The 23,132-nt window shown below is 46.9% G+C and carries 25 protein-coding genes; 5 read left to right on the forward strand and 20 right to left on the reverse strand.

From position 1 onward, the window contains the following. Positions 1-94: 94 nt before the first annotated feature. From AC6H3C_RS20180 to AC6H3C_RS20190, 3 genes are all read left to right on the forward strand, one after another. Entirely contained in the window at positions 95-673 is a 579-nt protein-coding gene (locus tag AC6H3C_RS20180; RefSeq protein WP_497517333.1) for a DUF3109 family protein, read from the forward strand. Positions 674-803: 130 nt separating this feature from the next. Beyond that, positions 804-1,652 (forward strand): LytR/AlgR family response regulator transcription factor, encoded by an 849-nt coding sequence (locus AC6H3C_RS20185; RefSeq protein ID WP_497517334.1) that lies wholly within the window; start codon positions 804-806, stop codon positions 1,650-1,652. 194 nt (positions 1,653-1,846) lie between these two features. Then, the gene (locus tag AC6H3C_RS20190) at positions 1,847-2,233 is read left to right on the forward strand and encodes a hypothetical protein (protein WP_497517335.1); all 387 of its coding nucleotides are present in this window, start codon (positions 1,847-1,849) and stop codon (positions 2,231-2,233) included. Between the two features lie 126 nt (positions 2,234-2,359). Here AC6H3C_RS20190 and AC6H3C_RS20195 read toward each other — a convergent pair whose 3' ends face one another. The 20 genes from AC6H3C_RS20195 to AC6H3C_RS20290 form a co-directional block, all read right to left on the reverse strand. Next, positions 2,360-2,749 carry a VOC family protein gene (locus tag AC6H3C_RS20195; RefSeq protein ID WP_497517336.1) on the reverse strand — a complete coding sequence of 130 codons (390 nt, stop codon included), beginning with the start codon at positions 2,747-2,749 and terminating at the stop codon, positions 2,360-2,362. A gap of 26 nt (positions 2,750-2,775) precedes the next feature. After that, entirely contained in the window at positions 2,776-3,420 is a 645-nt protein-coding gene (locus tag AC6H3C_RS20200; RefSeq protein WP_497517337.1) for an HD domain-containing protein, read from the reverse strand. A 113-nt stretch (positions 3,421-3,533) separates the two neighbouring features. Continuing rightward, a complete protein-coding gene (locus tag AC6H3C_RS20205) occupies positions 3,534-3,725 on the reverse strand; it encodes a helix-turn-helix domain-containing protein (protein ID WP_497517338.1) in 192 nt (63 codons plus the stop codon). Positions 3,726-3,727: 2 nt separating this feature from the next. Next, positions 3,728-4,069 carry a hypothetical protein gene (locus AC6H3C_RS20210; protein ID WP_497517340.1) on the reverse strand — a complete coding sequence of 114 codons (342 nt, stop codon included), beginning with the start codon at positions 4,067-4,069 and terminating at the stop codon, positions 3,728-3,730. Beyond that, the gene (locus AC6H3C_RS20215) at positions 4,066-4,305 is read right to left on the reverse strand and encodes a hypothetical protein (protein WP_497517342.1); all 240 of its coding nucleotides are present in this window, start codon (positions 4,303-4,305) and stop codon (positions 4,066-4,068) included. Before AC6H3C_RS20215 ends, AC6H3C_RS20210 begins: the two co-directional genes overlap by 4 nt. Before the next feature lie 201 nt (positions 4,306-4,506). After that, complete coding sequence (locus AC6H3C_RS20220; protein ID WP_497517344.1) at positions 4,507-4,956, reverse strand: GatB/YqeY domain-containing protein; 450 nt, start codon at positions 4,954-4,956, stop codon at positions 4,507-4,509. A gap of 49 nt (positions 4,957-5,005) precedes the next feature. After that, positions 5,006-6,421, reverse strand: a complete 1,416-nt coding sequence (gene ftsZ / locus AC6H3C_RS20225) for a cell division protein FtsZ (protein WP_497517345.1) — start codon at positions 6,419-6,421, stop codon at positions 5,006-5,008. Positions 6,422-6,432: 11 nt separating this feature from the next. Further along, positions 6,433-7,713 carry a cell division protein FtsZ gene (gene ftsZ, locus AC6H3C_RS20230; protein WP_497517346.1) on the reverse strand — a complete coding sequence of 427 codons (1,281 nt, stop codon included), beginning with the start codon at positions 7,711-7,713 and terminating at the stop codon, positions 6,433-6,435. A gap of 18 nt (positions 7,714-7,731) precedes the next feature. Next, entirely contained in the window at positions 7,732-9,027 is a 1,296-nt protein-coding gene (ftsA, locus tag AC6H3C_RS20235) for a cell division protein FtsA (protein ID WP_497517347.1), read from the reverse strand. A gap of 5 nt (positions 9,028-9,032) precedes the next feature. Next, entirely contained in the window at positions 9,033-9,782 is a 750-nt protein-coding gene (locus AC6H3C_RS20240; protein WP_497517348.1) for a cell division protein FtsQ/DivIB, read from the reverse strand. Continuing rightward, on the reverse strand, positions 9,775-11,160 hold the full coding sequence (murC, locus tag AC6H3C_RS20245; protein WP_497517349.1) for a UDP-N-acetylmuramate--L-alanine ligase: 1,386 nt from the start codon (positions 11,158-11,160) through the stop codon (positions 9,775-9,777). The genes AC6H3C_RS20240 and murC overlap by 8 nt, the downstream gene beginning before the upstream one ends. Then, positions 11,157-12,260, reverse strand: a complete 1,104-nt coding sequence (murG, locus tag AC6H3C_RS20250; RefSeq protein ID WP_497517350.1) for an undecaprenyldiphospho-muramoylpentapeptide beta-N-acetylglucosaminyltransferase — start codon at positions 12,258-12,260, stop codon at positions 11,157-11,159. The genes murC and murG overlap by 4 nt, the downstream gene beginning before the upstream one ends. Before the next feature lies 1 nt (position 12,261). Beyond that, complete coding sequence (locus tag AC6H3C_RS20255) at positions 12,262-13,461, reverse strand: FtsW/RodA/SpoVE family cell cycle protein (RefSeq protein WP_497517351.1); 1,200 nt, start codon at positions 13,459-13,461, stop codon at positions 12,262-12,264. 29 nt (positions 13,462-13,490) lie between these two features. Then, on the reverse strand, positions 13,491-14,828 hold the full coding sequence (gene murD, locus AC6H3C_RS20260) for a UDP-N-acetylmuramoyl-L-alanine--D-glutamate ligase (protein ID WP_497517352.1): 1,338 nt from the start codon (positions 14,826-14,828) through the stop codon (positions 13,491-13,493). Between the two features lie 2 nt (positions 14,829-14,830). Next, entirely contained in the window at positions 14,831-16,081 is a 1,251-nt protein-coding gene (gene mraY / locus AC6H3C_RS20265) for a phospho-N-acetylmuramoyl-pentapeptide-transferase (RefSeq protein ID WP_497517353.1), read from the reverse strand. Positions 16,082-16,092: 11 nt separating this feature from the next. Continuing rightward, entirely contained in the window at positions 16,093-17,550 is a 1,458-nt protein-coding gene (locus AC6H3C_RS20270; RefSeq protein ID WP_497517354.1) for a UDP-N-acetylmuramoyl-L-alanyl-D-glutamate--2,6-diaminopimelate ligase, read from the reverse strand. After that, positions 17,550-19,667 (reverse strand): penicillin-binding protein, encoded by a 2,118-nt coding sequence (locus tag AC6H3C_RS20275; RefSeq protein ID WP_497517355.1) that lies wholly within the window; start codon positions 19,665-19,667, stop codon positions 17,550-17,552. The genes AC6H3C_RS20270 and AC6H3C_RS20275 overlap by 1 nt, the downstream gene beginning before the upstream one ends. Next, positions 19,668-20,036, reverse strand: a complete 369-nt coding sequence (locus tag AC6H3C_RS20280; RefSeq protein WP_497517356.1) for an FtsL-like putative cell division protein — start codon at positions 20,034-20,036, stop codon at positions 19,668-19,670. Continuing rightward, complete coding sequence (gene rsmH, locus AC6H3C_RS20285) at positions 20,033-20,935, reverse strand: 16S rRNA (cytosine(1402)-N(4))-methyltransferase RsmH (protein ID WP_497517357.1); 903 nt, start codon at positions 20,933-20,935, stop codon at positions 20,033-20,035. The genes AC6H3C_RS20280 and rsmH overlap by 4 nt, the downstream gene beginning before the upstream one ends. Then, positions 20,935-21,393 carry a division/cell wall cluster transcriptional repressor MraZ gene (locus tag AC6H3C_RS20290; protein ID WP_497517358.1) on the reverse strand — a complete coding sequence of 153 codons (459 nt, stop codon included), beginning with the start codon at positions 21,391-21,393 and terminating at the stop codon, positions 20,935-20,937. Before AC6H3C_RS20290 ends, rsmH begins: the two co-directional genes overlap by 1 nt. A 301-nt stretch (positions 21,394-21,694) precedes the next feature. Here AC6H3C_RS20290 and glsA point away from each other — a divergent pair, with 301 nt between their 5' ends. Both glsA and AC6H3C_RS20300 read left to right on the forward strand, forming a co-directional pair. After that, positions 21,695-22,537: a lyso-glycine lipid O-acyltransferase GlsA gene (glsA, locus tag AC6H3C_RS20295; RefSeq protein ID WP_497517360.1), complete on the forward strand. Its 843-nt coding sequence runs from the start codon at positions 21,695-21,697 to the stop codon at positions 22,535-22,537. 171 nt (positions 22,538-22,708) lie between these two features. Further along, positions 22,709-22,957, forward strand: coding sequence for a transposase (locus AC6H3C_RS20300; protein WP_497521286.1), 249 nt, complete (start codon positions 22,709-22,711; stop codon positions 22,955-22,957). Positions 22,958-23,132 lie beyond the last annotated feature (175 nt).

A 23,132-nucleotide genomic window follows, 5' to 3' on the forward strand; every position in this document is an offset into this window, starting at 1 on the left:
GTCATTCAATGGGTTGAGATCCTGATCCGGCAACTGCCGGACAGGATGACTCTATTCAAGAATTTTGATACAGCCTCTTTTTATACCGTCGGCTATGTTGGAGATAGGAAAAACCATTGTAAGTTTTGATGTGCTTGAAGAGCATTTCTTATGTGACCTGATGAAATGCAAGGGAGCCTGCTGCGTGGAAGGTGAATCGGGCGCTCCCTTAACGCAGGAAGAAGCGCTGACGATTGAACAAAACTATCCGGTAATTGAACCCTATATGACGCCGGAAGGAAAAACAGTGGTTGAACTGCAGGGAACTTCGATGATCGACAGCGACGGTGACCTGGTGACTCCGCTGGTAAATAACCGCGAATGCGCATTCACCTTCAAAGATGAACACGGCATTACCAAATGCGCCATCGAAAAAGCTTTTTTGGAGGGAAAAACCGATTTTCGCAAACCGGTTTCCTGCCATCTGTTTCCGATCCGGATTACCGAATACAAACGGTTTGACGCCATAAACTACCAGGAGCTTGATATTTGCAAGCCGGGCCGGAACTGCGGCAAAGGGCAAAAGCTTCCGCTGTACAAGTTCCTGAAAGAACCGCTGATCCGCAAATACGGCGAAAACTGGTACGAGCAGCTCAGCTTTGCCGCCGAAGAAAGACCCTGGGAAAAGAAATAAGAAAGAAGGGAAAGATTCGCACGTAATCAGGCGACTTATCGGTTCATCTCGCATCATCCAGAACAAGGTTGTTTCCGGTTTTCGCCGGATTTTGTATTTTAGACGGCCAAATGCAGAACTGTCAGGAAAAATGAATGTCTGGCAATTTTTAAATCAGCCGTTTACCCTGCTCGATGATACCCGTCACCGATGGATCCTGATTGCTTTTTGCACCACATTCGGGATCATATTCATCAATGTATTTGTACCTTTCAACATAAACCGGTGGAGCAATGATTCCGGCTTCGCCCAATTTATGCGCCTGTCCGGTTTCGGAATAATTGCCGGTTTGATTTTATTTTTCTCGCAAATTGTTGTCCGTAAGATCTGGGTAATCGAAAAATACCGGATTCTCACCTATGGGCTTTGGTTTGCCGGCGAAATGACGCTTATGGCCGTGGCTTTTCTTTTTTATCAATCGCACCGGCTGAGTGTCGCCCAATTTGTAAAAGATGTTCCGGACAGCATAAAATACACCTTGCCCGGAATTCTGATTCCTTATTCCTTGTCTCTTTTATTTATTTCCCAGATGATCAGCAGAAAACGGTTGAATGAATTGAAAAACAAAGCAGGAAACCCGATCTTTGAACCTAAACTGTTGGATTTTCCCGATGAAAAAGGAGTGCTTCGCTTTTCGGTAGCCAGCGACCAGATTTATTATCTTGAGTCGGCCGACAATTATGTCATCGTGTTTTACCAAAGCGGGAACAAATTGACCAAACAGCTATTACGCAGCTCTATGAAAAACATGGAGACGCTTTTCAGCGGTTTTCCGTTTAAACGATGTCACCGTTCCTTTATGGTCAATCTGCAAAAGATTGAATTTGTAAACCACGGAAACGCAAGTTGCTCTGTTAAGCTTTCTGGTGTCGAAAAATTGATCCCCGTTTCCCGGAAATTTTATCCCGAGTTTAAACCATACAAAAAACGGGAACTGTAAAAACCCGTTTTTTCAGAACAAGCTGTTCTCCGATTGTTACGATACCGTCATCCACCCCATAACGGGCGTTTTCGTCCCATAAATTTTTTTTCTCTTTTCCGGCAACATAAATTTGTAACATGTTTTCCGGGAGCAACCGGAATGTTCAGAAATCAGAAAATAAAATTAATCATCCATTAAAAACAAAACAGACAATGAAAAAACTAGTCACGTTCATTTTACTCCTCACCGGAGTGATGGTTTGGGCAAACAGTCGTCCTGCGAGCCCGGGAAAAGAAAATTTAAAAGGAACCTGGGAATATAAAGCTCCCGATGCTCCTTATGAGTATAATACCGGAAAAATTGTTTTTGAAGAGGTGGACGGTGAAATCCGTATCACGGTAAAATTCAGAAACGGTGCGATAATCAAAGCACAGGATGCAAAAATCGGGGACGACAGTTTCTCATTTAAAGTAGAGGTGGAATATGAACCGGTGAAAGTAAGCGGAAAAATTGCCGGAAACCGGATTACCGGGCAAGCCAATTCCTCTCAGGGAGTAATCAACATCACTGCCGAAAGGCCGGAAGTGAAAACCAACTAAACAAATCGCAGATAACGAACATTTTTCCACGGGCCCGCTTAACCTGAAGCCGCGTCCGGGAAAAATGTTCCCCATTTTATACCATAAACTTTGTTTTCATCCAGTCTGCGTTAACCGCATTTTAAATTAGAACATCAGTTCAACCCGGTTCCCTTCCGGATCGAGAATAACCGACTCATAAAATCCGTCTCCGGTTGTGCGGGGCTCACTAATCACCCTAAACCCGTCGCTTCTCAGTGTTTCTGTCAATTCGTCTACCCGCTGTTTCGAGCCCACATTAATAGCAAAGTGAATTAAACCCGTAAATTGTTTTTTTGGATCGTTCTTCGATTGCGGCACCCCCGGCATTTGCATTAACTCCAAATAGCATTCCCCGTTAAAGGTGATGAAATAGGATTTGAAATCTTTGGTGTGATTATAATACCCTTCATTCGAGCCGGCATCAAAGTAATGCATGTAAAAGTTACGCATCCCTTCCAGGTCATTGGTCCAAATGGCGATATGTGCTATTTTCATAGAGTGAATATTTTAATTATTTATTATTAGTTCAAGTTCCATTCGTTAAAAAACTGACTTAAGTAAACTTCCATAAACTCATGTCGCTTTTGCGCTATTTTTCGGGCTGTTTCCGTATTCATCCGGTCTTTTAAAAGTAAGAGTTTTTCGTAAAAATGGTTGATGGCCGGGGCTGTTGTTTTTTTGTACGCTTCAAAACTGTTATGCAATTCCGGTTTTGTGTCGGGATCGTAAATTAAGCGGTTTTTCCATCCGCCGAAAGCAAACGTGCGGGCAATGCCGATCGCACCAATGGCGTCCAGACGATCTGCGTCCTGAACAACTTTAGCCTCCAGCGTTGTCGGACTCGTGTCGACTCCCGCTCCTTTAAATGAAACTTCGTTAATAATTTGCCAAATCTGTTCCACCTTCCGCTGAGGTACTCCCAGTTTCTCCATCCAACTCACTGCCTGTGCTTTCTCCTGCGTTTGGCCGGTAATTTTCCAGTCATCCAGATCGTGAAGCAAGGCAGCCATTTCAACCGGGAACAGATCCGCATGTTCTTCCAGTCCGATCTTGACCGCCAGTTTCCAAACCCGGTAAATATGCCACCAATCGTGTCCGCTGCTTTCCTTCTCAAACTTCAACCGGACATACATGGCTGTTTCCTTTATGTAAAAGGGCTTTTTCATGCCCTATAAATGTACGCAATTCCTTTGATATGATTCAAGTCCTGCGAAACAATCATTCGTTACTTAGGAATGAATTTATATCAATGGTCAGGCGGAACCAACCGAAATTGAACTCAGTCGATATATTCCGAAAATTTTTGGTCGATGTGCTGATTAAACCACTTATCGATGATTGACTTTTTAAACCGCCATTCCTTCCCCAATTTTGCAGCCGGAATTTTGCCATGCTGTGCCCAGGTATAAATCGTCTGTGGCTTTAGCTTTAAGTACTTTGCGACTTCCTCTATGGTCATGATATCATCCATCCTTACTTCGTCAAAAGATTTATATAACTGGTGTCAATTATTTCGGCATTGTCGCTATCCCGGTAAAAATACGATTCCTGGAGAAATTTATGCTGCGCCGTATCTTTCGCCGATGCCAGCTGCTGAACGGAATAGATGACGGCCGTGTAAAAGTTTCCCTCGTATTTCCTGAATACTTTAAATTCTTCATCCTTATTGCACAAAAAAGGCCTTAAATTCCAGGATAACTGAATACCAACAAATGCCAGAATAATAATCCAGATCCTGAAAACAGTTACACCAATACGCGGGTAGATCTCCTTTTTTTCACAGGCAAACTTCAGCGCTTCTATCATCATTCTCATCCCGAAAATACCGGAGAACACAAAAATAAAAATACCACCTTCAAGCCGGCAACCAGAGATTGAAGAAAGCTGTGATAACTTCCCATGACCACTCCGTACAAAAAGGCAAAAACGCAAATAACAAGAACCTGGAAAAAGATTAATTTTCGGGATTGCTCCTTGTTTCTTTCTTCAAAATAGGACTCAGTATTCCGAAATACGTTGAACACCTCGAATAATGTGTTTTTCTTTTCCATAACAAACTAGTTTAGTTAAAACATAAAGTTATGGAATTATTCGATGGATTTTACTGTTTTTTATTGTTTTTTACTGTTATTTCCAAAATATTAAACTTAGGCCCGGCTGCCGCCAGACAGTTAAAACGAAAAAACAAGGCAAACCGGATCCCCATCAGGCGGGGGCAACAGGCTGACGAATGGAATCGGGGCAAGACCTTATCAGGCAAGCAGGGCTTTTACCTGGTCGGCAATCGCTTTACCATCGGCTTTTCCGGCCAACTCTTTCGACGCCAGTCCCATTACTTTTCCCATGTCTTTCATGCCTGCGGCGCCTGTTTTTTGAATAATGTTTTTCACGGCAGCCGTTAATTCTTCGTCCGAAAGTTTTTTGGGAAGATAATTCCCGAACACCTCCACCTGGAGCATTTCTTCTGCATATAAATCGTCGCGTCCCTGTTCTTTGTAGAGGTTGGCCGAATCCTGTCCCTGTTTTGCCAGTTTCTGAATCGCCTTAATTACCTCCTGATCGTCCAGTTCGGCGGCAGCGCCTTTCGCTGATTTGGCCTCAAGCAAAACCTTTTTAATATTGCGCAATGCTCCCAGTTTTTCCTTTTCGCGGGCTTTCATGGCCGCTTTTAAATCTTCACTGATCTGATCAAATAAGCTCATCGTTATCTTGTTTATACCTGTTTTTTATTTGTTGCAATGTTCCGCTTCGTTAATCCACATTATCGTGCAGATACGAATTGTTGTCACGCAGGATGGTTTTCTCATCGTCGTCCTGCGACAAGGTAAAGCGCGACAATTTTTGTTCAAACTTTTTGCGCACGTCGGCAATGTTTACCTTTTTACGCCGGTATGCCGGAATGTTTTCCAGTTCGTCCACCACCTCGTCACCCGAACTCGAAAAATCCATTTTCACATTGAGGTCATAATCAAATTCCTTTTTCGGCTTCCCGTATAGCTCATCAAATTCATCATGCGACGATGTTCCCACCTCAAACTCAAAGGTACGCTGATCGATCCGGGTCGCATGAACATCGCCGGGAAAAGACGGTTTTGGCTTGATGGTCGGTTTTGTCGCCGGTTTTGGCTGCGTTTCGTCTACCAGGGTATGATACGTTTTTTCGGTTTTCCGGGCAGCCATCATTTCCGGGATACTGCTCACGCTAAATCCGGTAGCAATAACGGTTACCGAAATTTCGTCGCCTAAACTGTCATCGACTCCATTTCCCCAGATCAGGTCGGCATCGTGTCCGGCCTTCGTTTGGATGTAATCGGTAATCTGCCCGATCTCGTCCATCGTTACCTCTTCCTTTCCTGAGGTGATATTGAGCAAAATATTTTGTGCCCCGCGGATATCGTTGTTATTCAGCAAAGGCGAATTTAGGGCTTCTTCCACTGCCTGCAAGGCCCGGTTTTCACCTTGCGCCCGGGCCGATCCCATCAGGGCCACCCCGCTTTTGCGCATCACGGTTTCCACATCGGCAAAATCGACATTGATATAACCCGGCACGGTGATGATCTCGGCAATCCCTTTGGCCGCCGTTGCCAACACATTATCGGCCTTGGCAAAAGCCTCTGATATTTTGAAGTCGCCGTACATTTCACGAATCCGTTCGTTATTGATCACCAGGAGCGAATCGACATGACCCTCCAGTTCGGCGATTCCGTCGATCGCCTGTTTGATGCGGCGGCGTCCCTCGTTTCGGAACGGCAGGGTGACAATGCCAACGGTCAGGATTTTCAGTTCCTTACAGGCCTCGGCAATCACCGGAGCGGCCCCGGTACCGGTGCCGCCACCCATTCCGGCAGTAATAAAAACCATCTTGGTTGCCGGATCTACTGCCTTTTTTACATCGTCAATATTTTCGATGGCTGCCTGCCGTCCAATTTCGGGTTTGTTCCCTGCTCCGCGTCCTTCGGTGAGCGAGGCGCCCAACTGAACGCGAAACGGGATCGGACTGTTTTGCAGCGCCTGGGCATCGGTATTACACACCATAAACCCAACATCTTTTATTCCCTGGTGGTACATGTGGTTAACCGCATTACCACCGCCTCCTCCAACACCGATCACTTTGATGATCGTTCCTGAAGATTTTTCCAAATCAAAATTCATGATATCGCTTGACATAGGCTTCTCTCTTAATCTTTATCACTAATTGCTTCATCCTGATCATCAAAAAAACGGTTAAACTGGCGCAGAAACCAGCCATCCGTACTTCCGATTTCCTGTTTTTCTTCAGAGACCAGTTCTCCCGGTTGTTTGTTTTTCCGCGGCGAACCTTTGGTTGTTTTCTTTTTATCTGTTTTCAGGCTTTGTTTTACACCGATATCGTCAAAAAGATGACCTGAAAATCCGTTGTCGTCGTCTTCAATACTGATATCGGCTTCCCGGGTCATATCCAGGACAAACTCTTCTTTCGATACGGGCGGCTGCAGCAGGCTGCTCGGGTTTTTCTCGAAACGTGTAGCCGCGATGGTTACGCTGATCTTGTTGCCCAGTTTCCGGTCGATTCCGTTACCCCAAATAATGTTGGCATCCTGCCCGGCTTTGTCTTGCAGGTATTCAATGATGTCGCCAATCTCTCCCATCGTAATCTCGTCGTCGCCCGAAATGATATTGAGCAGAATATCTTTGGTTCCGTAAATATCGTTGCTGTCGAGCAAAGGCGATTCCAGCGCCTCGAAAACGGCCTGCATGGCCCGGTCTTCACCTTCGGCAATTCCGGTTCCCATGATAAACACTTTACTGTCGGCCATCACCGTGTACACATCGGCAAAGTCGATATTAATATTTCCGTGAACGGTGATGATCTCGGCCACCCCTTTCACGGCTGTTCCAATGATATCATCCGCCTTTTTAAAGGCTTTCGAAGCGGGAAGGTCGCCGTAAATGGTATGCAGTTTTTCGTTGCTGATCACCAACATGCTGTCTACATGCTCTTTTAATCGTTCCAATCCTTCCAGGGCCTGCTGAAAACGACGCCTGCCCTCTGCCGGGGCCGGAACGGTTACCACAGCAATGGTGAGAATACCCATATCGCGCGCCAGGCGAGCAATGACCGGCGTTGCGCCGGTTCCGGTACCTCCTCCCATCCCGGCCGTAATAAACAACATTTTGGTGGTTCCTTCCAGCACCTTACGTACATCTTCCAGGTTTTCAATGGCGGCCTGTTCTCCATGCTCGGGCTGGTTACCGGCACCGCGTCCTTCAGTCAGGGTCACCCCAAGCTGAATCTTAATCGGCACAAGGCTGTTCTGCATCGCCTGGGCATCGGTGTTGCAAATCAGGAAATCAACTCCACGGATTCCTTCACTAAACATGTGGTTGACGGCATTGCAGCCGGCGCCGCCCACACCAAGTACTTTGATGATGGATGATTGCGATTGCTGCAATCCAAAATTGATAATTTCCTCAATCATAGGCGAGGATTTTACTGGTTAATACATCTCTGCATCCTGTTCATCTTCGAAAAACAGGGTAACCTGGCGAGCCACTTGCTGTCTCATATTGCTAAAAAATCCAGGCTGAGTGTTTTTGGGTTTATTTTTCTTGATACGCATCCGGTTTTTGGATGACTCGTTCTCCAAATCATTCAAACCGGCCAGTAAGAGGCCCAATACGGTTGCATTTCGCGGATCTTCCAATTCTTTCCACGGATGGTCGAGCTTCAGGCGCGGAATGCCCTTCCTGACATCCATCCCCGTCCGGTATTTGATGAGCTGGCTCAGGTTCGGCAACAAAGCTGTACCTCCGGTCAGCACAATACCTGCTCCCACTTTTTCGAGATAGCCCGATTTTTCGATCTGGAAAAAGAATGCATCAATAATCTCGTCCATACGTGCCTGGATAATAAATGCCAGGTTTTTGAATGAGATTTCTTTGGGTTCCCAGCCCGAAATACCCGGAATGGTTACCACCTTATCTTCAGGGGCAAAATCGCCCATCGCCTGGCCAAACTGAACTTTCAATGATTCGGCCTGCCGGGCCAGGATGGAACATCCCTCTTTGATATCGTTGGTTAATACATTGCCGCCAAAAGGAATGAGCGATGAATGACACAACACCCCATCATGATAAATGGCCACTTTGGTCGTTCCGCCGCCAATATCCAGCAGAATCACTCCGGCCTCTTTTTCATCTTCCGACAAGAGTACTTCGGATGAGGCCAGCGGATCAATCATGCTTTCCCGGACTTTAATCCCGGCCCGGTCAAAACACATTTTCAGGTTGTGTTCATAAACCTCGGGAGCCACCAGCAACTTGAAATCGACTTCCAGTTTTTCGCCGGCAATGCCTACCGGATTGGGGATGCCTGCTTCCTGATCAATCCTGAACAGCTGAGGAATTGCATGATAAATTTTATATCCTTCGGGTAAGGCCGTTTTTTGGGCGTATTGAAACAAAGATTCCACATCTTCTTCCGAAACAATATGGTTTTCACCGACGTATTTTTCGGTTTTCAGCGTGAATGTTTTCAGTTGTTGCCCTACGATATTGACATACACTTCGTTGATATCGGCATTCATAACGTCTTCTGCCTGCCTGATCGCCTCGTGTATGGCCTTAAAGGCTTCCTCAATATTCAAAACAACACCACGTTTCACCCCCATGGAGCGGGTTTTGCCCACTCCCAGCACTTCAATTTTACCGTCGTCATTTCTTCGTCCGGCCACTACAACCACTTTGGTTGTGCCCACATCGACAGCCGCGATTATATTATTGCTTTTGCCCATAAGTTTTACTTTTTGGTACAAACAACCTGATTTTTATATTTTACACTTATCTTCTTATATTTTCCCCAGCCGGTTTCCGGGAAAGTTTGATCGTACAAGGCTCTCAGATTCCTAAACTTGACCTTGAAATCATCCGGTTCCCCAAATTCGACCAACTGATCACCGATCAACGGCACCAGGGTCAGCTCTCCGTCAGCCTCCACATCAACCTGTTTAATCTGAGCTTTCCAGAACTCATCATTTTCAATATAACTCACGAAAGGAAGCAAGCGTTCCCGCGCAAATTTCTCGCCGGCTTTCCCGGTAACCAACAACACATGCGAGGTGAATCTCGGATTGGCAGGAATTTTCACCCCGTCAGCATCCATATAAAAGTTTTCCTGACCGGCAATAACCCGGAATAAAGGTTCTCGCTGAATAACCTCAACCACCAGCTTCCCTTTAAAGTTCATCCGGTCGCCGCTCACATGCCTGTATATTTCTGCATTTTTGATGGCTGCTGTTTTTTCCAGCTGCCGTTCAAGTTCTTCGGTATTGATGGCTGACAATTGTTTGCCGATCAGTTTCGGATCAGCTTTCCTGACAATGCCTGCAATTTCGTCCTCGTCGATAAAACGGGGCGACCAGTCAGGGATGACTACGGTCAGCTCATCGCAATTCAGGCGGGACAACTTCCCGGAAGAAAATGCCAGTGAGCTGATGATCAGGGCCATCAGCAAACCAAATAATCCTATTTGCAACAATTTCCTAAACATGGTCTTTTTCCTTCAAAAGTTGACTGACCGGCTCTACCAGGGTGTCAATATCTCCTGCTCCCATCATCAATACCACGCCGGGTTTCAGATTTTCGACCGCCATCGTCAGTTCTGTCTTTTTAATCAGTTGTTTACACGGGCTGGTCAGTTGATCAAAAATCAGCGCCGAACTGACTCCCGGGATCGGTTTTTCGCGGGCCGGGTAAATATCCAGCAAAATAACCTCATCCAAATGGCTGAGTTCGCGGGCAAAACCATCGGCAAAATCCTGCGTCCGGCTGTACAGGTGCGGCTGAAAGATTCCGGTGATCCAACGGCCGGCAAACATCTCTTTCACCGAACGAATGGTTGCCTTCAGCTCTTCGGGATGATGTGCATAATCATCAATTAAAACGAAATGATCGCTGCGGTAGCGCAGGTCAAAACGTCGCTTCACACCCTGATATGATGCCAGGGCTGTTTTCAACTCGGTTTCATCCACTCCGGCCAGCAAAGCCAGCGACGAAGCAGCAATGGCGTTCTCCACGTTCATCAAACCAGGATAACTCAAGCGGATCTGGCTGATTCTCCCCTCCGGGTGAACCAGATCGAACCGATAGGCCTCATCTGTCAGGATCAGGTTTTCGGCATAAAAATCGGCCTGTTCGTTTAATGAATATGAAAAATGACGGATGTTTGTATTGAGTTCCCGGTTAATGGGAAGCCCTTTTTTAGCGACAACTGCCCCGCCGGCCTTCACCTGGGCGGCAAAGGCGTTGAACGATTCGATGATCGCCTGGTGATTGCCGTAAATATCCAGGTGGTCGGCATCCATCGACGTAATCACCGCCAGGTTGGGAAACAGCCGTAAAAAGGAACGGTCGAACTCATCGGCTTCGGCGACCATCCATTCGCTGTCGGCCGAAAGCAACAGGTTGGTCTGGTAATTTTTCGATATACCTCCCAGAAAAGCGGTACAATCCAGCTGCGATGTTTTTAAGATATGCGCCAGCATGGTCGAAACCGTTGTTTTCCCGTGTGTTCCGGCAACAGCGCATGTTTTGGCCTGGTTACAAATCATCCCCAAAACCTCGGAACGTTTCTTTATGCTGAAACCTTGCTGCTCCAGAAAAACCCGTTCTCCCAGATCGGCCGGTACAGCCGGCGTTAATACCACCAGCGTTTCTTCCTTTTTGAGCTGACCGGCCAGCCATTCCGGCCGGTCGTGATAATGAACGGCAATTCCTTCGGCAACCAACTCTTTGGTGAGTGTTGTTTCGGTACGGTCGTAACCCGACACCTGCAAACCGGCATGCTTAAAGTAGCGTGCCAGTGCGCTCATCCCGATTCCTCCAATCCCAAGGAAATACACCTGTCTGATGTCGTTTAAGCCGGTCATTTATTTTCTATTTCGTTTAAAATTACACTTACTATATCTGCGGTGGCAGTTGGCTTCGCCATTTTCAGGCAGTTGGCGGCCAGGCGGGCCAGGCGTTCATCGTCGTTCACCAGTGCAAAGGCCTCCCGGAATAAGCGATCGCCGGCTTCGGCATCTTTTACCAAAACGGCGGCATCGTTTTCGGCCAGCGCCAGGGCATTTTTTGTTTGATGATCTTCGGCCACATTGGGTGAAGGCACCAGCACCGAGGGCTTGCCCAACAGGCAAAGTTCGGAGATGGTTCCTGCTCCGGCCCTCGAAATCACCAAATCGGCCGCCTTATAAGCCAAATCCATGTTCGACAGAAATTCAAGCGGCTTCAGGTTATCGGGCAGCCTGCCCTGTACCCGCTCCATAATTTCGTTGTAATAGATTTTGCCTGTCTGCCACACGACCTGAGCACCGCTTTGCGCAATCAGATCCAGGTTGGCCAGCACGGCCTCGTTCAGGCTACGCGCCCCCAGACTTCCTCCAACAATCAGCACCACCGGTTTTCCGGCAACCAACCCAAATTCGTTTAACGCATCTTGTTTATCTACCGACTGTAATAAGCTCTGCCTGAAGGGATTGCCAGTCAGTACAATTTTTCCGGACGGAAAATAGCGTTCCATATTTGGGTAAGCCACACAAATCTTACGCACTTTGGCAGCCAGCAATTTATTGGTCACTCCGGCGTAGGAATTCTGCTCCTGCAACACCGCCGGCACTCCCCTGCGAACGGCGGCTTTCAATACCGGTCCGCTGGCATAACCGCCAACGCCAACCGCCACATCGGGTTGAAAATCATGAATCAGCCGACGGGCTTTCTGCATACTTTTATACAGCATCCAGAGAAAACGGAACATCTTCAGCGATGCTTTCCGGGGTAATCCCATCACCGGGAGACCTACAATGGGGTAACCGGCAGCGGGAACCCGTTCCATCTCCATCCGCCCCAAAGCGCCGACAAACAAGATATCCACCCCGGGCACCCGGGCTTTCAGCTCATTGGCGATCGACAGCGCCGGGAAAATATGCCCGCCTGTACCTCCTCCGCTTATGATGACTTTCAATTTCTTCATATTACAACTCCTGATCTTCGTCCGGCAAATTTACCATCACCGGCTGTTCTACGGTTTCTCTGTTTTTTTGATTGTGATAACTGACTGATAAAATCATTCCAAACGATACGGCCGTAAACAACATGGATGTTCCACCCATGCTGATCCACGGCAGCGGCTGACCGGTAACGGGCATCACCCCCACCGAAACCGACATGTTAATTAATGCCTGAAATACCAGCAACAATACCAGCCCGGCCGTTAAAAAAGCCGGAAACGTGCGGTTGCACCGCCTGACAATGGTTACCCCGCGATATAAAAACACGAGATAAAGAAATACCACCGCCAGTCCTCCCACCAGTCCGTATTCTTCAATAATAATGGCATAAATAAAGTCGTTATAGGCAGCTTCCATGTAGTTACTCACTTCGCTTCCGCCGGGACCTTTCCCCAGCAAACCGCCCTCAAAAACCGCCAAACGGGCATAATCGGCCTGTGTTGTTCCCTCTTCGGAGTCGGCATCGCCATAAATAAAGTCATTCACCCGTTCTTTAAAAGTATGCACCCGCCCAAAGGAAGAAGGCAGGTAATCGGCCGTGAAATAAACAACCGACAAGAGCAACAAGCCAGCCAGTCCTGTCATCAGTAAATATTTCATCGGAACGCGGGCAATCAGCATCAGCACCATAATGCTCAAAAAAATCAATACGGAGGTTGAAATGTTGCCGTAAAAAATGATCCCGCTCACCACCATCGTAGCGCCCATCACCCAGTAGAATGCTTTTTTCAGTTCTTCGGCCGACTTTTGTCGTTTGGAAAGCACCTTCGCCACAAACATCACCAGGGAAATTTTTGCCAGCTCGGCCGGCTGAAAGCTGAAAAATCCCAAATCGAGCGAACGGGGGGTAGGCTTGGCCGGACTTAGCTTAAACTGAATGATCGCCGCAAACAGGGAAAGAATCGTGATCATCAGCAACAAAGGAGCTATCCAGGAATAAATTTTTACAGGAATCACATTCACCAGGAGAACCATCACCCCAAAACCCAACAAAATGAAAACCGTTTGCCTCACCAGGTAGTATGCCGTCTGACCGCCTGCTTCGCGATAAGCCAGGCGCCCCGTAGCGCTGTAAACCACCAGGATAGACGCGAGTGACAAAAACACCAGCACCACCCAAAGAATCCGGTCTCCTTTAAATATTTTTCCCAATGAAAAGTCCATACTTTTTTACCGTTCTCCGTTTTCAATAATTACAGTTCCCTGACCGCCATTTTAAACTGGCGTCCGCGGTCCTCATAGTTTTCAAACAGGTCGAAACTGGCACAGGCCGGCGACAACAATACCACTTCGCCATTTTTGGCAAGGTAATAGGCCGAACGAACGGCATCTTTAATGTCGCGGGTTTCGATAATATCCGGGACAATGTCCGAAAATGAATCGATAATCTTTTTATTATCCACCCCCAGGCAGATGATCGCTTTTACTTTTTCTTTAACCAGGTTGTGCAAGGCGCTGTAATCATTTCCTTTATCCACACCGCCTGCAATCCAGACAATCGGACGGTTAATACTTTCCAAGGCATACCAGGTCGAATTGACATTGGTTGCTTTCGAATCGTTGATAAATTCGATGCCGTGCACTTTTAGAAAACGCTCCAGCCGGTGTTCCACTCCTTGAAAATTGGACAAGCTTTCCCTGATTTTCTCGTTCCTGATTTTTAACACCATTCCGGCAAGCCCGGCTGCCATCGAATTGTAGGTGTTATGTCTTCCCTGTAAAGCAATATCAAAAATAGACATAGTGAATGTGTTTTTTCCCCAATTAATAATGATGTTATTCCCTTTTGTACCGGCGCCGCTTTCAGGCGCTTCGTCCCAGCTAAACGGCAGGCAGTTAGCCGGTATGTTCCGTTTTTTCAGTTCTTCCCGTATCACCGGATCATCGGCGCCGTAGATGAAAAAATCATCTTGTGTTTGATTTTGAATGATGCGGAATTTCGAATCCACATAATTCTGCATCTGATACTCGTAGCGATCCAGGTGGTCGGGTGTGATGTTCAGCAACAAGGCCACATCCGCTTTAAATTCAAACATGCCGTCCAACTGAAAGCTGCTTAGTTCGATCACATAATAATCGAAATCTTTTTCGGCCACCTGCCAGGCAAAGCTTTCACCGACATTTCCGGCCAGGCCGACATGCAAACCGGCCGTTTTCAGCAGGTGATAAGTGAGCATGGTGGTGGTGGTTTTACCGTTACTGCCGGTTATGCAGATGGTTTTCGCCCGATTGTACCGGCCGGCAAATTCAATCTCGGAGATAACCGGAACAGCTGCTTCTTTCATCTTTTTTATGAGCGGCGCTTTATCAGGGATACCCGGACTTTTGATCACCAGGTCGGCTTTCAGAATGTCGTCTTCCGAATGACGACCTTCTTCGAAACGAATCCCACGGGCCACCAAGGCATCTTTATATTTTTCTTTAATCGTTCCTGCATCGGAGACGAATACGTCGAAACCCTGCTTTTTAGCGAGTATAGCCGCGCCAACACCGCTTTCGCCTGCTCCCAATATGACTGTTTTTTCTGCCACAGCTACCGCATTTTTAAAGTTGCAATCGTAAATACTGCCAAAACAATTCCCACAATCCAAAACCGGGTGACAATTTTCGGTTCCGGAATGCCTTTTTTCTGATAATGATGATGGATCGGGCTCATCAGGAAAACCCGCTGTCCCTCGCCGTATTTTCGTTTGGTGTATTTGAAATAAGTTACCTGGATCAGCACCGACAAATTTTCAATCACAAAGATGCCGCAAAGGATCGGGATCAGAATTTCTTTCCGGATAATGACCGCGAACACTGCCAGGATTCCACCCAGCGCCAGGCTTCCCGTGTCGCCCATGAATACCTGGGCCGGGAACGAATTCCACCACAAGAAGCCAACCGTTGCACCAATGAAGGCTGCGATAAATACCGTCAGTTCACCGATATGCGGGATATACATGATGTTCAGGTAATCGGCATAAATGATATTCCCGCTCACGTAGGCCAGAATACCCAAGGTCACCCCGCTGATCGCCGATGTTCCGGTGGCCAGCCCGTCGATGCCGTCGGTCAGATTGGCCGCATTGGAAACTGCCGTGATAATCAGAATGATTGCGAGTGCATAAACCAGCCAGCGCAAATAGCCGGCGCTGTCGCCTACAAAGCGGATCACCCAGACATAATCAAACTCATGGTTTTTCAGAAAGGGGATGGTTGTCCGTGTCGACTTAACATCCTTGGTCACAAAGCGAATTTCCTGCTGCCCGGTCTCATTGTCAACCACAATTTCTTTCACAAAATCGCCTTTGGCGTTACGCACCTTTTCGCGGACCACCACATTATCAGACAAATAGAGCGTTGATGCCACTATAATTCCCAGGCTAACTTGTCCAAGTATTTTGAATTTTCCAGCCAAGCCTTGTTTGTCTTTGAGGAAAACCTTGATATAATCGTCGATAAAACCGATGATTCCGAGCCATATGGTGGTGATCAGCATCAGAATGATGTAGATGTTATTTAATTGTGCAAAAAGCAGGGTTGGGATAATAATGGAAGCCAGGATAATAATGCCTCCCATCGTGGGCGTACCTTTTTTCTGCATTTGTCCTTCCAGCCCCAAATCTCGGACTTCCTCGCCTATTTGTTTGGTTTGCAGCACACGAATAAGCTTTTTACCGAAACCCATCGTAATAAACAGTGACGTAATGATTGCCGCTGCCGACCGGAAAGAAATATACTGAAGCATTCCCAGTCCGGGAATATCAAAATCTTTCAGCCATTCATACAATAAACTAACCATTGTTTTTCTTTTTATTGATTTGAATTAAAAATTTCACTGACCACTTCTTTATCGTCAAAATGATATTTCACGCCCATAATCTCCTGGTAATCTTCGTGTCCTTTCCCGGCAATCAGGATGATATCGCCCGGTTTTGCCAACATGCAGGCAGTACGGATCGCTTCTTTCCTGTTCTCGATCGACAAGACTTTTCTGCGCTGATGAGGTTCTACTCCGGCTTCCATATCGGCAATAATCTGCCCGGGAACTTCGGTGCGCGGATTATCCGATGTCAGGATGACCTTATCGCTTTGCATGACTGCTTCTTTGGCCATCACCGGGCGTTTGGTTTTATCGCGGTCGCCGCCGGCACCCACCACCGTAATCACCTGCTCGGCCCCGGTCCGTATTTCGCCGATCCCGCTCAATACATTCTTCAGAGCGTCCGGGGTATGCGCATAATCAACAATGGCATACTTCCCGTCGGGCGAACGCAGAATTTCGAAACGGCCGGCCACCGGGCGTAATTCGCTCATCACCTGCAACACGGGCTCCGCCTTTTCGCCCAACAACAAAGCCGTGCCATAAACCGCCATCAGGTTGTAGGCATTAAAAATTCCGGAGAAGTGCGTCCAGACTTCCCGTCCGTCGATATCCAGCAACATGCCGTCGAGGTGTTTCTCCAGCACTTTGCATTTAAAATCGGCCAGCGTTTTTAAGGCATATGTTCTTTGTTCGGCCTTTGTATTTTGCAGCATTACCTTGCCGTTTTTCTCATCGGCATTCGTCAGCGCAAAAGCAGAGGCCGGCAATTGGTCAAAGAATTTTTTCTTCGCTTTCAGGTATTCGGCAAAGGTTTTATGATAGTCGAGGTGATCGTGTGTCAGGTTGGTGAAGATACCGCCATCGAATGCAATCCCGTTGATCCGGTCCTGATCGATCGCATGCGAGCTGACTTCCATAAAACAATATTCGCAGCCGGCATCCACCATTTGAGCCATCAACGACTGAATTTGCAGGGCATCAGGCGTCGTATGCGAGGCCGGGTATTCCTCTTCGCCTACATAATATTTAATGGTCGAAATCAATCCGGCCTGGTAGCCCAGTTTTTTGAACATGCGGTAAAGCAAGGTGGCAATCGTGGTTTTCCCGTTTGTTCCGGTAACGCCAACCACCTTCAGGTTTTCAGACGGATTTCCGTAATAATTAGCCGCCAGAAATCCAATCGCCGATGCCGTATGTTCCATTTTTACCAGGGTGGCCGGACCGACTTCCACATCACTTCGCTCGGCAATAATCACCGCCGCCCCGTTTTCAACGGCCGCGGGAATAAAGGCATGTCCATCGACATGTGTGCCGCCTACCGCAATAAACACATCGCCCGGTTTCACCTGGCGTGAATCGAAATGCAGTTGACCGATTTCGGCGGAAAGGTTCCCCGAAACCAGCTCAAACTCCAGGCCTGATAATATGTTCTTCAATGTTCTCATCAACTCAATTCCAAATAAATAGTTTGTCCCTTCTTTAATTTATTTCCGGCAGGCAACGACTGTTTGCGTACTTTTCCCACACCGTTTATTTTCACGTTCAAGCCCGACTTTTCGAGCAGGAACAAGGCGTCGCTCCCGCCCATGCCGGTTACATCGGGCACCAATCCGTCGCGAAGGGTGATCGCGGCGACCTCCGGTTTTCCCGTTGTTGTTTTTACCCTGATCAGCTCCGAATCGGCTTTCCGTGCATCAATATCCAGGTTCAACTCCTCAGAAGCTTCTTTAATATCGTCTTTGAACCCGGCTTTTACGACCGGCGCTTCAGCCGGTATTTCATCTTTTGGCGAACGCGGTTCCAGAAAAGAAGCATATACTTTGGCCGCTACTTCTTTAAAAACCGGACCGGCAACCGAAGCGCCATAATACTTTCCTTTGGGCCCCACGATGACCACGATGACCGAATATTTCGGATCGTCAGCCGGGAAGTATCCGGCAAACGAAGCCTGGTAATTTTTCCTGCCGCCCTGGCTGTAACCTTCATTATTGTATGCCACCTGGGCCGTCCCGGTTTTACCGGCTATCGGGAAATAGGGGTTATTCAGGGCCTTGCCGGTACCCTCGCTGCACACGCCGTGCAGCAAGGCCTGCGTTTTGGCCAGTGTCGCTCGCGAACAGATCGACGGACTGATTACCTCCGGCTTAAATTCTTTTACCAACACGCCGTTTTCACGGACTTCTTTAACAAAGCGGGGTTTAATCATGCGTCCGTCGTTGGCAATGGCATTATAAAAGGTGAGCGTTTGCAAAGGAGTCAGTTTAATCTCGTAACCATAAGAAATCCAGGCCAGGGAAGGTCCCCACCAGGTTTTATCTCCCGGATACTTGATATAGGGTACCCCTTCTCCGGCAAATCCAAGTCCAAGGGGTTTATTCAATCCGAAGTTGTAAATGCGGTCGATAAAATCTTTTTCCTTCCCTTCGTAATGTTTGGTAATAATTTTTGCCACCCCCACGTTTGAAGAAAGTTCAAAAATACGCTTCATACTGAGTTTCCCGTGCGTACCGCGACCGTAATCGCTGTCGTATATGGTTTGTCCCCGGTATTCCCAGCGGCCGATTCCGGTATCAAAAACATCGGTTGTATCCACATAACCATCTTCCATCGCCACCATCATCGACACCAGCTTAAAGGTTGAACCCGGCTCGCTGCAACCGGCATGCCCCAAAGCAAAATTGTAGGTTTCGGCATAGGTGCCGTCCTTTTTAAGCCCCAGGTTGGCAATGGCTTTTACCTCGCCGGTTTTCACTTCCATCACTACTGCTGTCCCCCACTCTGCCTGAGATTCGCGCATTTGCCGCATCAGCGCGTTTTGTGTAAAGTCCTGCAGGTTTACGTTGATGGTGGTAATGATGTCTTTCCCGTCTTTTGGGTCAATAATGGGCACATCAACCCAATGACCGGACAAATTTCGTTTCAGGGCCAGCCCGTTTTCACCGGCCAAGTAACCTTCCATAATCCCTTCGATGCCCGAATAACCAACATTCCCGTGAATACCGCCAAAAGCTCCTTTATTTAAGGTACCAATGGTGCGGCTGGCCATATCGCCATGCGGAAGAATTCGCTCGCTTTCACCAACAACAATCAGTCCCGAGCCAAAATGGCTTTTCTTCATCATACTCAACCGTTTGAATTGCTGAAGCTGATTATAGTTTACTTTTTGCGGATGGATCAGAAACCAGCGGTTTCCGGCTTTATATGCCTTCGTCAGGTTTTGTTTGAATTGCGCTTTAGACACCTTAAATAACTCGGCTACCTGCAGTGAGAATTCGTCGGCATCATCACTAAACACACGTTTTATGCGGGGAGCCGCCAGGTCGAGCCGCAATTCGTAATAGGGGACCGAGGTGGCCAGGATACTTCCGTCGTCGGCACAAACATTACCGCGTTTAGCCGTTATTTGGGCGGTATTGCTTTTCAGATCTTTGGAAATCTGTTTCCACTTCCCGGTTTCCACTGTTTGAATCAAAAAAGATTTGACTACAATGGTGACGCCCACCAAAACAGCCAAAAAATAAATAATTCCAAAACGGAAGGTTATGTCTTTCCTGATTTCCATTTAATCCCGATCCGATTTTTTTAATTTTATTTTACGTGCAGGCTCCTGGGGTTCAACCAGGTTCAGCCCGCTTTCCTTAACCTTATTTGTAATTTCCGAAGGCCGGTTCATCCGCATCAACTCGGTCTCAAATGTGATTGATTCGGCTTTCAGCTCTTTAATCGAATCCTGAGCCGTCTCGATTTGCCTCATTGTTTTTTCGGCCCAGTAACGGTTGGTGATGAGCAGTATTCCCAGAAATACCACGAAAAAGACAAAAGGCATTTGCTTCATCACCTTCTCGCTGGCCAGCAAACTACCTCCCAAAAAGGATTTCAGTCCGCTTTTGCGGGCCTTCCCTTTTTCATTTTTTGGAGTTTCTTCGGTCATCGTTTTTCCGCAATTCTTAATTTGGCGCTTCGGGCCCTTGGGTTACGATCAATCTCTTCATCACCGGGAATCATGACTTTGCGGTTGACGGCTTCCAGGCTGGAAGTAACATTCCCGAAAAAGTCTTTTTCCTGTTTTCCCTCAAAGTTTCCGGTCCGGATAAAATTCTTGACCAGACGGTCTTCCAGCGAATGATAGGTAATCACCACCAGACGTCCTCCCGGTTTCAGAAGTTCTTCGCTCTGTACCAGAAAATCTTTCAGCACATCCAGTTCGCCATTGGTTTCAATGCGCAAGGCCTGAAAAACTTTGGCGAGGTATTTTGTTTCATTTTTCTTTGGAACACACGAGGCAATGGCGCTTTTAAACTGATCGATGGTACGAACCGGCTGAACCTGCCGCGCTTCGACCAACTGTTTCACCAGCCGGCGGGCATTTTCTACTTCGCCGTATTCCCTGAAAACCCGGATCAGTGTTTCTTCGTCGTACTCATTAATAACCGATGCAGCCGTCGTCGCGGAATTCCGGTTCATCCGCATATCCAGATCGCCCGGGAAACGAAAAGAGAATCCGCGTTCGGCCACATCAAAATCATGAGAAGAGACACCCAGGTCGGCCAGTATCCCATCGACCTTCTCGACCTGATAATAGCGCAGAAAATGACGGATATACCTGAAGTTATGACGGATAAAATAAAAGCGGGGATCATCAAAAGCGTTTGCCGCGGCATCTTCATCCTGGTCAAAAGCGAATAACCGGCCGGCCGACAGCCTGTTCAATATTTCGCGGGAATGCCCGCCGCCGCCAAAGGTAACATCTACGTAGTCTCCATCCTTTTGAATGTTTAGCCCTTCGATGCTTTCATTCAATAAAACCGGTATGTGGTAAGCTTGTTCCACTACAATTCCTCCAAATTTCCAAAATGCTTGTCAAATAACTCTCCGTATCCTCCCATTGATCCAAGATAAGCCTCGTATTCCCCGACATCCCAAAGCCGGATCCGATCACCCTGGCCCACAAAGACCACCTCTTTGGCGATGCCCACTTTTTCGATAAAGTTGTTCGGAAGATTCATCCGGCAACTTTCGGGAACCTGAATAATTTTGAAACTCCGGTAAATTAAGTCCAGCAAGCGGCTTTGCTCACGATTGTTCCGATTCAGTTTTCCCTTCAGAAAAGCCAGGCGTTTTTCCCAGATTTCCATCGGGTAAATGTTCAGGCATTTTTCATAGGGATCCAGCTCGATGGTCAACTGACCACCGGGAATCCCGCCTCCCATCTCGTTTTTGTAATCGGCAGGCAATACGACACGACCTTTTTCGTCAACGGTTGCGTTTTTTTCTGCTGAAAAATCCATGAGTTAATTGCCTATTTTTCAATCGTAAAATTAGTAAATTCTTTCCCAAAAATCCACTTTCAGTCACTTTCAGTCACTTTTCTCCACCTTTTAAACTAAAAAAAATGTTTATTTCCTGTTCACAACTTCAATAAAAACGTTCATATCTGTACAAATAGTGCTTATTAGCAGGGATTTTGACATTTCGGAAATTTATCAACACCCGTTAATAAATCAACCACGATGAACAAAGCTACAAACAGTAGCCATCGCGGTTTGACGTAGCGATAATTTTTCTATTTTGCAGGCAAAATACATGCTCATGACCGAAAATAGACGCAGCGAAATAAAGCCAATTGACATTGAAGCGCTGTTCCGGGAGAAGAACCCGAAACTGGCCAGGCTACTGCCCGGTTTCATTTACCGGTACATCAACCGGATTATGCACATCGGCGAAATCAACGAAATTTTGACAACATACGGTCACCAGGAGGGGATTGATTTTGCCAACAGCACCGTTCAGTATTTCAACGTCAGCCAAAAAGTTTACGGGCTGGAGAATGTCCCCCGGGAAGGCCGGTTCATTTTTGCAGCCAACCACCCCCTGGGCGGTTTCGACTCGCTTTTACTCATGCACAATGTGCACAATCAGGTCGGGGATCTGCGCTTTTTGGTCAATGATGTATTGATGAAGATTTACCCGCTGAAAAGTATTTTTGTGCCAATCAACAAGCACGGCGGACATAATCGTGAAATTGCAGAGATCATCCACCGCGAATACAGTTCCGATGTTCAAATCCTGATTTTTCCGTCCGGCTTCGCTTCCCGAAAAGTAAAGGGCAAAGTAACCGACCTGGACTGGAAAAAACATTTTATCCAGAAAGCCATCGAATACCGGCGCGATGTCATCCCGGTACATATCAGCGGCCGAAACTCAAATTTTTTCTACAACCTGGCCAACCTGCGGAGTTTTCTGCGGATAAAATGGAACCTGGAAATGTTTTTTCTGTCGGATGAAACATTTAAGCATAAAAATCAGGAATTTACCCTCACGTTTGGTAAACCCATATCGTATAAAACGTTTGACAAAACGAAAACACAAAAACAATGGGCCGACGAAGTCAAACGAATTCTTTACGGCTTACCCGGCCAAAGAGGCAAATGAAACAACAGGGAAATCGCTTTTAACCGTTATTTGAATATCTTTTGTTATCCTTTTCGTAAAAAACCTTATTTGTATCGTTATAACCTTAGTAGCCAATGATATAAAAAAAGAACATTAACCTGATTCACCTTATCGGATAAAGATCGAATACAATATTTTATACACCATTTTATCTTTACAACTTTCGGCCGGAATCGGATCATTCAGGAAAAGAACCGGGTGAGGATAGGAAAATACATCACTGGAACCGTCAATAAAAATGATTCGAAACTTTATGCCATTTACGCTAATCCCGATCATGTTCATTTTCTGGTGTCACGTTCCCCTTCGTTGTCTGAAACAGATTTGGCGACTATTGTCGCATACAGTTCCGAAAGCTTAAAAAATAAGGTCTATCAGGTTGAGGGAGATGGCGCTTGACCGGCTACTAAGGTGAACCCGGAGATCAGGTTTTTGGAAACCAGATTCCATCATGTTCCGGATTGATCAGCCGGCTAACGGCCCATATAACGTCAAATCAAGTATTTTTTTCTAAAAGCGATTTCCCTGTTCTTATTATATTTTTTTTAGCTTTGTAGCTCATTTTTATTAAGCA

The sequence above is a fragment of the Gaoshiqia sp. US2 genome (assembly GCF_059705485.1).

Bases quoted from the DNA above. Each gene is read 5' to 3' on its own strand.
- AC6H3C_RS20180 (WP_497517333.1), top strand. From the start codon at position 95: ATGTTGGAGATAGGAAAAACCATTGTAAGTTTTGATGTGCTTGAAGAG.
- AC6H3C_RS20185 (WP_497517334.1), top strand. From the start codon at position 804: ATGAATGTCTGGCAATTTTTAAATCAGCCGTTTACCCTGCTCGATGAT.
- AC6H3C_RS20190 (WP_497517335.1), top strand. From the start codon at position 1,847: ATGAAAAAACTAGTCACGTTCATTTTACTCCTCACCGGAGTGATGGTT.
- AC6H3C_RS20195 (WP_497517336.1), bottom strand. From the start codon at position 2,749: ATGAAAATAGCACATATCGCCATTTGGACCAATGACCTGGAAGGGATG.
- AC6H3C_RS20200 (WP_497517337.1), bottom strand. From the start codon at position 3,420: ATGAAAAAGCCCTTTTACATAAAGGAAACAGCCATGTATGTCCGGTTG.
- AC6H3C_RS20205 (WP_497517338.1), bottom strand. From the start codon at position 3,725: ATGGATGATATCATGACCATAGAGGAAGTCGCAAAGTACTTAAAGCTA.
- AC6H3C_RS20210 (WP_497517340.1), bottom strand. From the start codon at position 4,069: ATGAGAATGATGATAGAAGCGCTGAAGTTTGCCTGTGAAAAAAAGGAG.
- AC6H3C_RS20215 (WP_497517342.1), bottom strand. From the start codon at position 4,305: ATGGAAAAGAAAAACACATTATTCGAGGTGTTCAACGTATTTCGGAAT.
- AC6H3C_RS20220 (WP_497517344.1), bottom strand. From the start codon at position 4,956: ATGAGCTTATTTGATCAGATCAGTGAAGATTTAAAAGCGGCCATGAAA.
- ftsZ (WP_497517345.1), bottom strand. From the start codon at position 6,421: ATGTCAAGCGATATCATGAATTTTGATTTGGAAAAATCTTCAGGAACG.
- ftsZ (WP_497517346.1), bottom strand. From the start codon at position 7,713: ATGATTGAGGAAATTATCAATTTTGGATTGCAGCAATCGCAATCATCC.
- ftsA (WP_497517347.1), bottom strand. From the start codon at position 9,027: ATGGGCAAAAGCAATAATATAATCGCGGCTGTCGATGTGGGCACAACC.
- AC6H3C_RS20240 (WP_497517348.1), bottom strand. From the start codon at position 9,782: ATGTTTAGGAAATTGTTGCAAATAGGATTATTTGGTTTGCTGATGGCC.
- murC (WP_497517349.1), bottom strand. From the start codon at position 11,160: ATGACCGGCTTAAACGACATCAGACAGGTGTATTTCCTTGGGATTGGA.
- murG (WP_497517350.1), bottom strand. From the start codon at position 12,260: ATGAAGAAATTGAAAGTCATCATAAGCGGAGGAGGTACAGGCGGGCAT.
- AC6H3C_RS20255 (WP_497517351.1), bottom strand. From the start codon at position 13,461: ATGGACTTTTCATTGGGAAAAATATTTAAAGGAGACCGGATTCTTTGG.
- mraY (WP_497517353.1), bottom strand. From the start codon at position 16,081: ATGGTTAGTTTATTGTATGAATGGCTGAAAGATTTTGATATTCCCGGA.
- AC6H3C_RS20270 (WP_497517354.1), bottom strand. From the start codon at position 17,550: ATGAGAACATTGAAGAACATATTATCAGGCCTGGAGTTTGAGCTGGTT.
- AC6H3C_RS20275 (WP_497517355.1), bottom strand. From the start codon at position 19,667: ATGGAAATCAGGAAAGACATAACCTTCCGTTTTGGAATTATTTATTTT.
- AC6H3C_RS20280 (WP_497517356.1), bottom strand. From the start codon at position 20,036: ATGACCGAAGAAACTCCAAAAAATGAAAAAGGGAAGGCCCGCAAAAGC.
- AC6H3C_RS20290 (WP_497517358.1), bottom strand. From the start codon at position 21,393: ATGGATTTTTCAGCAGAAAAAAACGCAACCGTTGACGAAAAAGGTCGT.
- glsA (WP_497517360.1), top strand. From the start codon at position 21,695: ATGACCGAAAATAGACGCAGCGAAATAAAGCCAATTGACATTGAAGCG.